This window comes from Hymenobacter agri (assembly GCF_054778495.1).
Window position 1 is genome coordinate 1 of the sequence record NZ_BAAGZM010000093.1, and the last position, 11,014, is coordinate 11,014.

The 11,014-nt window shown below is 60.1% G+C and carries 9 protein-coding genes and 1 pseudogene; 5 read left to right on the forward strand and 5 right to left on the reverse strand.

Annotated elements, in window-relative coordinates; genetic code table 11:
• The 5 genes and pseudogenes from ACYVDE_RS07245 to ACYVDE_RS07265 all read left to right on the forward strand — a co-directional run.
• Nucleotides 1–772: pseudogene (locus ACYVDE_RS07245) on the forward strand (LmbE family protein); the annotation flags it as partial.
• A 249-nt stretch (nucleotides 773–1,021) separates the two neighbouring features.
• Nucleotides 1,022–2,398 carry an aspartate kinase gene (locus ACYVDE_RS07250; RefSeq protein WP_460500818.1) on the forward strand — a complete coding sequence of 459 codons (1,377 nt, stop codon included), beginning with the start codon at nucleotides 1,022–1,024 and terminating at the stop codon, nucleotides 2,396–2,398.
• A 110-nt stretch (nucleotides 2,399–2,508) separates the two neighbouring features.
• Entirely contained in the window at nucleotides 2,509–3,150 is a 642-nt protein-coding gene (locus ACYVDE_RS07255) for a phosphatase PAP2 family protein (protein WP_460500819.1), read from the forward strand.
• Between the two features lie 174 nt (nucleotides 3,151–3,324).
• Nucleotides 3,325–4,203, forward strand: a complete 879-nt coding sequence (locus tag ACYVDE_RS07260; protein ID WP_460500820.1) for a glycerophosphodiester phosphodiesterase — start codon at nucleotides 3,325–3,327, stop codon at nucleotides 4,201–4,203.
• A 220-nt stretch (nucleotides 4,204–4,423) separates the two neighbouring features.
• The gene (locus ACYVDE_RS07265; protein WP_460500821.1) at nucleotides 4,424–6,394 is read left to right on the forward strand and encodes a CocE/NonD family hydrolase; all 1,971 of its coding nucleotides are present in this window, start codon (nucleotides 4,424–4,426) and stop codon (nucleotides 6,392–6,394) included.
• Between the two features lie 201 nt (nucleotides 6,395–6,595).
• Here the strand turns inward: ACYVDE_RS07265 and ACYVDE_RS07270 are convergent, their stop codons facing one another.
• From ACYVDE_RS07270 to ACYVDE_RS07290, 5 genes are all read right to left on the reverse strand, one after another.
• Nucleotides 6,596–7,480 carry a DUF2911 domain-containing protein gene (locus ACYVDE_RS07270; protein WP_460500823.1) on the reverse strand — a complete coding sequence of 295 codons (885 nt, stop codon included), beginning with the start codon at nucleotides 7,478–7,480 and terminating at the stop codon, nucleotides 6,596–6,598.
• Between the two features lie 94 nt (nucleotides 7,481–7,574).
• The gene (locus ACYVDE_RS07275) at nucleotides 7,575–7,904 is read right to left on the reverse strand and encodes a DUF5615 family PIN-like protein (protein ID WP_460500824.1); all 330 of its coding nucleotides are present in this window, start codon (nucleotides 7,902–7,904) and stop codon (nucleotides 7,575–7,577) included.
• On the reverse strand, nucleotides 7,888–8,142 hold the full coding sequence (locus ACYVDE_RS07280) for a DUF433 domain-containing protein (RefSeq protein ID WP_460500825.1): 255 nt from the start codon (nucleotides 8,140–8,142) through the stop codon (nucleotides 7,888–7,890). The genes ACYVDE_RS07275 and ACYVDE_RS07280 overlap by 17 nt, the downstream gene beginning before the upstream one ends.
• 81 nt (nucleotides 8,143–8,223) lie before the next feature.
• Nucleotides 8,224–8,856, reverse strand: coding sequence for a hypothetical protein (locus ACYVDE_RS07285; protein WP_460500826.1), 633 nt, complete (start codon nucleotides 8,854–8,856; stop codon nucleotides 8,224–8,226).
• A 78-nt stretch (nucleotides 8,857–8,934) separates the two neighbouring features.
• Nucleotides 8,935–10,779: an ABC transporter ATP-binding protein gene (locus tag ACYVDE_RS07290; RefSeq protein WP_460500827.1), complete on the reverse strand. Its 1,845-nt coding sequence runs from the start codon at nucleotides 10,777–10,779 to the stop codon at nucleotides 8,935–8,937.
• Between the last annotated feature and the right edge of the window lie 235 nt (nucleotides 10,780–11,014).

Below are 11,014 nucleotides of genomic sequence, written 5' to 3' on the forward strand. Positions count from 1 at the left end.
CCGCGCCGAGCTGCGCGCCACGGCCACCGTGGCCGGCCAGGCCTACGCCCGCGGCATCCAGAAGATTGAGTACCCGCACATCCCCACGCAGTTCCTCTTCCCCGAAGCCGTGGCCCCGCTGGTGAAGCTCGACCTGAAGCGGCGCGGCCAGAACGTGGCCTACCTCATGGGTGCCGGCGACGAAGTGCCCGACGCCCTGCGCCAAATCGGCTACACCGTCACCCTGCTTGAACCCAAGGACCTCAGCGCCGCCCGCCTCAAGGAATTCGACGCGCTGGTCGTGGGCATCCGCGCCTACAACACCGTGGATGCCCTGAAAACCAAGCAGCCCGAAATCCTCAAATACATCGAGCAGGGCGGCAACGTAGTAGTGCAATACGTGGTGAACCGCAGCACCGTGATGCCCGAAATCGGCCCTTACCCGATGACCCTTAGCACCGACCGCGTGACCGTGGAAGACGCCCCCGTGACCCTCACGAAGCACCAGCTGCTGGCCGCCCCTAACAAAATCACCGAGCAAGATTTCAAAGGCTGGGTGCAGGAGCAGGGCCTCTACTACCCCTCGAAGTGGGACCCGAAATATCAGACTGTGATTTCGAGCAGCGACCCCGGCGAATCGGCAAAAGAGAGTGCGATTCTGGTGACGGACTACGGCAAGGGGCACTACATCTACACCGGCTTGTCGTTGTTCCGGGAGCTGCCGGCGGGCGTGCCGGGCGCGTACCGCATTATTACGAACATGATTTCGTACGGGAAGGAAGTGGCGCAGTAACGTTTGCCCCACGCTGAAACCACACCCCCGACCCCTCTCCATGGGGAGAGGGGAGCCACGGTAGCCGCTTATTTGCTTTCTGGAAAGCCGCTTTCGCGGATTCTGATTTTACCTTGCAGGTCGTTTGTGCTTATGGCGCAGGCGACCTGTTTTCATTCATTGAACTTTCTTCCCGCACCGCCTCGGTTCACCCTCTCCCCAAGGCTTCGCGCTTCAAGCGAACCGGGGGCCGGGGGTGAGGTTACCCATATGCTCACAGTTGAAAAAATCGGCGGTACCTCAATGACCGCCTTCGCCCAGGTTCTCGACAACATCATCTTCCATGGCCGCGAGGGCGCGAAGCTCTACAACCGCATTTTTGTGGTGTCGGCCTACGCCAACGTCACCAACTGGCTGCTCGAAAACAAGAAGACCGGCGAGCCCGGCGTGTACCACCGCATCACGCAGGGGCAGGAGTTTCGGGCGGCGCTGCAGGAAGTGGCCGACAAACTGAAGGAACTGAACAAGCAATACGAGTCCTTGGGACTCGATTTGGCCGTGGCCGATACCTTCATTCAGCAGCGCATCGACCAGGCCCAGGTGTACCTCGACAGCCTCGTGAACGTGCTGGCCTCGGGCTACGTGAACAGCGCCAACATTCTGCAGGCGGCCCGCGAAATCCTGGCGTCGATAGGGGAGGCCCACTCGGCCTTCAACTCCGTCAACATCCTGCAAAGCCGGGGGCTGAACGCCACGCTCGTCGACCTCAGCGGCTTCGACGACGCGCAGCCGCTCACTATCGATGAGCGCATCCGCCAGGCATTTGCCGACATCGATTTTGCCAACACCATCTGCATTGCTACCGGCTACACCAAGGGCACCGAGGGCATTATGCGCGAGTTCGACCGCGGCTATTCCGAAGTTACCTTCAGCAAGATTGCCGTGGCCGTGCGGCCGCAGGAAGCCATTATTCACAAGGAATACCACCTCAGCTCGGCCGACCCCAACCTGGTGGGCGTGGAGCAGGTGCGCCCCATCGGCTTTACCAACTACGACGTGGCCGACCAGCTCGCCGACGTGGGCATGGAGGCCATCCACCCCAAAGCCTCGAAGCCGCTGGAGATAAACGCCATCGACCTGCGCATCAAAAACACTTTTGAGCCCGAGCACCCCGGCACGCTCATCACCCGCGACTACGTGTCGCCCGCCAAGCGCATCGAAGTCATCACCGGCACCGAAAAGGTCGTCATCATCGACATCCACGACCCGCTGATGGTGGGCGCGGCCGGCTTCGACCTGCACCTGATGCAGGTGTTCTACGACCTTGGCGTGAGCTACATCTTCAAGGCCACCAGCGCCAACAGCATCACCATGCTCATTTGGGAGAAGGACCTGAAGCCGCAGCTGCTGGCCGCTCTCGAAGCCAAGTACGAGAACGTAACGGTGGAGAAATCGGCCCTGGTCTGCCTCATCGGCTCCAACCTCGACGAGCCCGGCCTGCTGGCCCGCGCCGCCCGCGCCCTGGCCGACAACGGCATCAACATCCGCAGCGCCGGCGTAGCCCTGCGCAAAGTCAACATCCAGTTCATCGTGGGCCGTGAGGATTACCGCACGGCCATCGTGGCGCTGAACCAGGAGCTGGGGTAGGCGGAGTACCGCGAAATTTTATTTCGCCCCGTTTGGCCGGCGCTGCGCGTAGAAGGCGCGGCCGCGAGGCGAAATGAAATTTCGCGGTACTCCGCCCAACGCTTTCTATCATGACGCTTCGCCAGTTCCTGTTTTTCACGGCTCTCACGGTGCCGGCCTGCGCCCTGCTGATTTTGTCGGGCGACCAGCCGCTGGCCGCATTCGTTCACGGCCATTTCACCTGGACTGCGCCGTTCTTCGCCGCCCTCACCGCCGCCGCCGACCTTGTGCACGATGCCCTGATGACGCACGTGCTGGGTCTGCCCATCATCTTTCTGGGGCTGGGGCTAGCCTTCGCCCTGGGCCGGTATTATTTGAAAAGGAAAGCAGCCACGCTGTTTCTGGTGCTGCTGCTTACCCACGAGTTCAGCATGGTGCTGGCCAATGTGCTGAAAGGTGCCGTGCACCGCCTGCGGCCCGAGGTGCAGTTTGGGCCCGGCTACGCGGGCACCGGCCTGCTGTCCGCCGGGCCGCACAACGACTCGTTTCCATCGTATCACACGGCCGTTTATTTCAGCCTGTTCTGGCCCCTGGCGGTGGCGTTCCCGAAGTATCGGATGCCGCTATTGGTGCTGCCGGCGCTCATTGGGCTGGGCCGGCTGGTGCTGGGCGCGCACTACCTCAGCGACGTGTGGTTTTCGCTCTGGCTGGTGGTGGCCCTCACCTTTCTGTTCGGCCGGCTGGAGCGGCCGCATGTAGCAGAACAAGTGTAGAGACGCAATATTTTGCGTCTCGTCGTTGCACGATTGTAACCGCGCCGTCGGCATCGTTGGTGCGTATGCAAATGTCATCGTTCAACGACAAGACGCAAAATAGTGCGTCTCTACAACCCGGCGGGCCCTTTACCGTTCAGCCCGAAACCGGTGCGTGCCGGCCTTTCTTGTTGCATGAATAAATCCCGCTTACTCCCGATTTTTTTTCTGCTGATGCTGGCGGCCTGCACCGCCACCAAACCCGCCATCAATCCCAAGTTGCTGGTGCTGGGCCACGCCGGCTCGGGTTTCTACACGCCCATCAGCCCGTTCAATTTCCGGCCGCCGAGCAGCTGGCGCGGCATCCGGCGCGCCCTGCTGCGCGGGGCCGACGGCGTGGAAATTGACCTGCAAATGAGCCGCGACAGCGTGGTGATGCTCTACCACGACCAGAAAATGCAGGACGGCAGCACCGGCACCGGCTGCATCAGTGAGCGCACGGCGGCCGAAATCACGCAGGCCCGCTACCGCGGCGGCTTCCCCTACGACCTCATCCAGAAGGAGCGGCCCATCAGCTTCGATACGCTGCTGGCCCGTCTCAGCCGCCGGCCCACCTTCCCGCTCATACACCTCGACCTGCACGAGGACGACCAGTGCCTGCCCGCCGGCCATCAGCACGACCGTACCCCGCTGCTCGTGCGCCAGATTGCCCGCAGCCTGGCCCGCTACCACGTGCCGACGGATAGGGTGCTGTTCATCACCCAGGAAGGCCCCACTATCCGGCTCGCCCGCGCCGCCATGCCCGGCGTGCGCGTGGGCCTCGAAATTGCTTCCGATGAGTTTGCCTTCGGCCTGAAAGTAGCTAAAGCCGAAAAAGTGCCCACCGTGGTGCTCGACGCCGACCGCGTGACGCCCGAACAAAGCGCCCAGGCCCACGCCGCGGGCTTTTCAGTGGTGGTGTTTGGCGGCCGCTCGCCCAAGGACCTGCGCCGCGTGCTCGAAACCAAGCCCGATGAGATTGAGGTCGACAACGTGAAGCGCCTGCTGCAAATGCAGGGCCGCGGGGCGAAATAAGCAGGGGAGGAAATAGAGACGAAGAACGTCATGCGGAGCGCAGCGAAGCATCTTGCGTGCGGCAGTAATTCATTCAATTGGGTTTACTGCTGCCAGCGAGATGCTTCGCTGCGCGCTGCATGACCGTTTCTTCGGCCGCACGTCCGAATTGCATGGAATAGGCAATTTGCCGCCGGCTTCTACCTTTACCCGCATACACTTCCCGCAACCCCAACGCTGCATGAAACACGCTCTGCTCTTCGCGACGCTGCTGGCCGCCACTGCTGCCACGCCTGCTTTTGCCCAACAGCCCGGCCCGCCGTACCCCGTGTGGTCCGACGGTGAAAAAGCATATCTCGCCACTATCATCGCCGATACGGCCTACATCCAGCAGCACTACAAGAAAACGGAATACCAGGTTCCTATGCGCGATGGCGTGAAGCTCTACACCATCGTGTACGCGCCGAACGATGCCGACAAAGTGCGCTACCCCATCATGCTCAACCGCACGCCCTACGCTATCGGGCCCTACAAGTCGGCCCGCATGAAGCTGAACCTGGGGCCGAGCACCGTGATGATGCACGAGGGCTACATTTTCGTGTACCAGGACGTGCGCGGGCGCTACATGAGCGAAGGCACGTTCGTGGACGTGCGCCCCGAGAAGGAAGTGCACAAAGGCAAGACTGACATCGACGAAGGCACCGACACCTTCGATACCATCGAGTGGCTGCTGAAGGGCAAGGGCGCACCCAAAAACAACGGCCGCGTGGGCCAGTGGGGCATCAGCTACCCAGGCTACTACACCGCCACCGGCCTGCTGGCCCGCCACCCGGCCCTCAAGGCCGCCTCGCCCCAGGCACCCATCGCCGACTGGTTCTGGGACGATTTCCACCACAACGGCGCGTTTTTCCTGCCCCACGCCTTCAATTTTCTGGCCTCGTTCGGCCTGCCCCGGCCGCAGCCCACGCCCACCGGCAACCCCGCTTTCAAGCACGGCACGCCCGATGGCTACGACTTTTTTATGAAGATGGGCCCGCTGAAAAACGCCGATGCCCGCTACTACAAGGGCCAGGTAGCCTTCTGGAACGACTTGGTAGAGCACCCCAACTACGACGAGTTCTGGCAGGCCCGCGACCTGCGCCCCCACCTCAAAAACCTGCAGCCCGGCACCGCTGTGCTCACCGTGGGCGGCTTCAACGATGCCGAGGACCTGTTTGGCGCCCTACATATCTACAGCTCCATCGAGAAGCAGAACCCCGGCCTGACCAACCAGCTGGTGATGGGCCCCTGGGTGCACGGCGGCTGGGCCCGCGGCTCGGGCGAAATCGTGGGCAACGTGGCCTACGGCGACGCGCCGTCGTTCTACTACCAGAAGGAAATCGAGGCCAAATTCTTCAAATCCTACCTCAAGGATGGCAAGCCCGCCGGCCTGCCCGAGGCCACCGTATTTGAAAGTGGCACCAACAAGTGGCGCACCTTCGACGCCTGGCCACCCAAGGCCGCGCAAAGTCGCACGCTCTACTTCCGCCAGGCCGGCGGCCTCAGCTTCAGCCCGCCCACCGATGGCACCAACGAGCGCCGCCGCTCCGATGTCAACTTCGAGTTCGACCAGTTCCTCAGCGACCCGGCCCACCCCGTGCCCTTCACCGAAGCCACCGCCACGGGCATGACCCGCGAGTACATGACCGACGACCAGCGCTTCGCCAGCCGCCGCCCCGACGTGCTCACCTACCAAACCGACGTGCTCACCGCCCCACTCACCCTGGCCGGCCCCATTGAGGCGCTGCTGCAGGTAGCCACCACCGGCACCGATGCCGACTGGGTGGTGAAAATCATCGATGTGTACCCCGACAACACGCCCGATAACCCACGCCTCAACCCCAGCGTGCGCCTCGGCGGCTACCAGCAGATGGTGCGTTCCGAAGTGATGCGCGGCCGCTTCCGCAACAGCTTCAGCAAGCCCGAGCCGTTCGTGCCCGGCCAGGTTACGGCCGTGCCCTTCACTGTGCAGGACCTCATGCACACCTTCCAGCCCGGCCACCGCCTCATGGTGCAGGTGCAAAGCACCTGGTTCCCGCTCGTCGACCGCAACCCGCAGAAGTACGTCGACAACATCTTCAAAGCCGACGAAACTGATTTCCAAACGGCCACGCACCGGCTGTACCACGCCCCCGGTCACGCCTCGCAGCTGGTGCTGAAGGTGCTGGAGTAGCAAAACCAAGTAACGTCTGTCATTGCGAGCGAAGCGCGGTAATCCTTCCCCCGAAGCGACCAGCCAGATAATGCAGAAAGCCTTCTTTACAAGATAAAAGCCCCGACACCATCCAGTGCCGGGGCTTTTATCTTGTAAAGAAGGCTTTCTGCATTGAGAGGAAGGATTGTCGCGCTTCGCTCGCAATGACAGACGGGCCGCTTACTTGCCCATCTTCTTGGCCTCCGCCATCAGTTCCTCATTCATCTTCACGTACTCGCCGTTAGGCGGCGTGGCGGCCAGCGCGGCTTTTTTCGAGGCTTCGGCGGCTTTTGTAGCGCCGGCGTAGTCCTTCATTTTGAGGCGGATTTTGGCTTCCGTGTTCAGGTTCCAGAACTTGGTGGGCTCGGCGGCGTTGGCTTTTTCCATCCAGGCTAGGGCCTGCTTCAGGTCCTTGTTGTTGTCGTAGTAGTACACGGCCGCGGCCGCCAGGTCGGCGGGGGCAGGGGTGGCGGCTTTGGTAATCTTCTCGTCAATCTGAGCCATTACCTTGGAGTCCACATCAGCGGTTACCTTGAATTTGGCTCCAATGTTGGCCCACTCCATCGTTACGTTGGCGGTGGCTGGGGTAAGGTCGCTAAAGCCAATGGTAAAGGTTTCTACCTTGGCGGCAACCCCATACGGCTTTACGCTGAAGCGGGCCACGTCCTGGTCGTCCTTAAAGCCGTCCACATCAGCGCCCTGCTTCAGGCTTTTGTTGAGCACCACCAGCCACTCCGTTTTGTTCGGGATGGTGTAGAGGCCGTACTCGCCGGCGGCCACTTTCTTGCCCTCAATCATTACATCGTCGGAGAACTTGATGCTGGTGGTGGCATTGGCACCCGTGCGCCAGCGCTTGCCATACGGCACCACGGTGCCGAAAATGGCGCGGCCCTTCACGCTCGGCCGCGAGTAGGTAATGGTAATATCGGTAAGGCCCACGCGCTGCGACACGGTGCTTTGCGGGCTGGCGGCGGGCGTACGGATTTGGGCGTGGGCGGCCGGGGCGGCCAGCAGGGTAGCAGCCGCTGCAACAGCGACGGAGAAAGGTGCGAAGTGCTTGCTCATCAGTAAGGAGAGAGTGTGGGGGAGTTATTGAGGGGCTAAAAATACGAAACCCGCGCTTGGGGCGCGGGTTTTGGGTTGGGTCAAAGTGGATAATTCACTTTATTTGAATGATGATGGGCCCCGGCGATAGGTGGTCAGCCGCCAGCAAGGCATTGATTTGAGCGGAGAGTTTCGTGAGTTCGGCGTAAGTATTGACCGGCGCGTTCAACACGAACACCGTCAGCAGGTGCTTGTCCAGGTTTTGCTGGTGTTGCAGGTTTTTATCAAACGTCAGCAGCGCGTGAAAGCCTGCGGCCAGCATTAATTGCAACAACTCGCCGTCTTTGATGCCGTTCCACTGCCTTTCCCACACGGTATAAACTTCGTGGGCTGGAAAGTCCAGTTTCAGGCGTTTGGGTAGGTTCTCATCAAGCAGCAGCCGCATAGAGTTGGGCTACATTGGCGGAGGTAAGCAGCTTGGTGGCCGTTTCGAGCAGCCCAATAGCCTGAGCTTTGGAAACCGAAGGAAAATCATCCAGAAACTCGTCCAACGAAACGCCCGCTTCCAAGTGGTCAAACAGCGTTTCGATGGGCACGCGGGTGCCGGCGAAAACGGGTTGCCCGCCAAGAATATCGGGGTCAATGGTGATGAGGGCGTGCAGGTCCATTGGAAGGTGCGCCAAGGTTGAAAACGGTGGAAAGAATAAAAATACGAAACCCGCGCCCCAAGCGCGGGTTTTGGGAAATGAGAATTCTAATCAAGCTTATTCATTCGGCGGGAATTGCGTTTGCAAATTGACCCGATTGATACCTTGAGTTTGCAATAAGTCAAACAAGCATTGTACATGAGACATCCTCACTTCGGAGTCAATTCTAAGCGAGGTGTAGATAGGGTAGTGAGTCAGCGCTTGAGCCGATGCCTTCGCTGCTATAATACATTCCAAAAGTTGGTTTTCGTTAAGCGGGGTGAGCTTTTCAAGCTCTACCGATTTGCTGCGCTGATAAACAGGTAGTGAAAGGAAATGCGGCAGATTCTCCACATTAGTTTGCAGAAAAGGCACTGTTTCCAGCATAGCCAACTGCTCGGCCGTTAGTTGAATACCGTGCTGCTCAGCAACGCGTTTAATTGCAGCGGTTTGAATTGCTGACGAAGTGACGGAAAATGATAGGTGCTGATTTGGGCTTAAGCAAATTAAAGTTTCGTTGTTTTCGGCATATTTGCCAGGAACTCTTGAAAAATAAGGCACTTGCTCCCAACGTACAATGCCTACTTCCTTTTCGTGGAATTTGGATGTGAGGAGATGAATGGCCAATAGTATATATATTAAACCGGCAAAAATTCCCATATCAGGCAGTACTATGCCCTGACGGTTGCTTAGCTGAGAGAATGATTTCATAACGCAAATAAAAATAGCCCTTGCTTCGCCAAATCTAACGAAGCAAGGGCCGTAATCGTGTGAGCCGAAGTAAAACGGCTAGCTCAGCTCAAACTGTAGCCGCAGCAGGTTCGCATAGAGCCCGCCTTCGCGTTCGCTCAGCTCCTCGTGTGTGCCGGCTTCCACGATGCGGCCGCCGTCAATCACCAGGATTTTATCGACTTTGCGGATGGTGCTCAGGCGGTGGGCGATGATGAGGCTGGTGCGGTGCTCCATCAGCTCATCGAGGGCGCCCTGTACCAGCTTCTCGCTTTCGCTGTCGAGCGAGGACGTGGCTTCGTCCAGAATCAGGATGGCGGGGTTTTTCAGGATGGCGCGGGCAATGGCCACGCGCTGGCGCTGCCCGCCCGAGAGCTTGATGCCGCGGTCGCCCACCACCGTATCGAGCGCCTCGGGGAAGGCCTGGATGAACTGCCAGGCGTTGGCGCGCTGGGCGGCTTCAATGATTTCGGCGTCGGAGGCGCCGGGCTTGCCGTAGGCGATGTTCTCGCGGATGGTACCGCCAAAGAGCAGCGTTTCCTGCGGCACGATGCCGATGTGGCGGCGCAGGGCCGTGAGGTCGTAGGCGTCCACGTCGTGGCCATCCACGATGATGCGGCCGCCGCTGAGCGGGTAAAACTGCATCAGCAGGCCGGCGATGGTGCTTTTGCCCGCGCCGCTGGGGCCGACGAGGGCAATTTTCTCGCCCGCCGCAATGTGGAAGTTGATGTCCTTGAGCACCGCAATATCGGGCCGGGTGGGGTAGCGGAAGGCCACGTGCTCGTAGCGAATGTCGCCCTGAATGCGGGCTGGCGTGAGGCCCTGGGCCGGCTCGATGTGCGTGGGCTCGGGCGTTTCATCCAGAATCTCGAGGATGCGCTCCGAAGCGCCGAGCGTGCTCTGCACCTTGCCGTACATCTCGCCGAGGCCGGCGATGGAAGCGCCGATAAACGCCGTGTAGAGCAGGAAGGTGAGCAGCTGGCTCACTTCGAGGTGGTCGGGTCCAGGCGAGTACACCAGCGTGGCGGCGCGCCACAGAATAAGAATGATGCCGCCGGTGAGGCCGATAATGACGAACGACACGAAGCCACCCCGGAACAGATTGCTACGTAGCGCCGCCTGCACCGCCCGATTAAGCGCAGTGCTGTAGCGCTGGGTTTCAAACTGCTCGTTGGTGAAAGCTTTCACCGAGTTGATGGCTTGCAGGGTTTCCTCCACGATGGTGTTAGTGGTGGCCAGCTCCTGCTGGGTGGTCTTGGCCAAGATGCGGATTTTGCGCCCGAACAAGCCCGCCGCCAGCACGATGGGCGGAAACGTGAGCAGCATGAAGAGCGACAGCTTCACCGACACGACCATAATGGCCGTGATGCCGATGATGAGCGTGAAGACCTGCCGGAACAGCTCGGCCAGGGTCAGCGAAAACGTGTCTTGAATCTGGCCCACATCGGAAGTGATGCGCGAGGTGATGGCCCCCACGCGGTTTTGCTCGAAAAAGGGGATGGGCAGCTGCACGAACTTGGAGTAGAGCGCCTGCCGGATGTCGCGCACTGTGAACTCGCTCACCTGCGTGAAAAACCAGATGCGCCCGAACGAGAAAAAGCCCTGAAACACGATGATGACGAACAGCAGCAACGCAATGCGGTTGATGCCCAGCTCGATGCCGTTAGGCAGGATGACGGGCTTGTGGTTGGCCGCGTCGATGAGCTTGCCAGCCAAAAACGGGAAGGCCATGAAAGTGCTGCTGCTGAGCAAGAGCATCATCAAGCCCACCGAAAACAAGCCTTTATAAGGCAGCACATAGCGGAATATCCGCAGGCTGCGCTTGAGGGAGTCTTTGTTTACCTTGGTTTTGGGCAGGTCGGCGGTTGCGTCGCTGCCGCTGGTGTTGAGTCCACTACGGGCCATCGGGTCTTATCTAATTCAGCTAATTATAACGCGGCAATTTCGGCCGCCGGGCATGAGGCGCGGGTGAAGCGTTGTATCGAACGCGTCATGCAGAGCGCGGCGAAGCATCTCGCGTGCATTGCTAAATCAATTGTTGTAGCGGTTTTGATTGCTACCACAAGCGAGATGCTTCGCTGCGCTCTGCATGACGTTCTACTGGTGCCGGCCGCGGGCTGGCTGGCGGCGCACCTGCTCC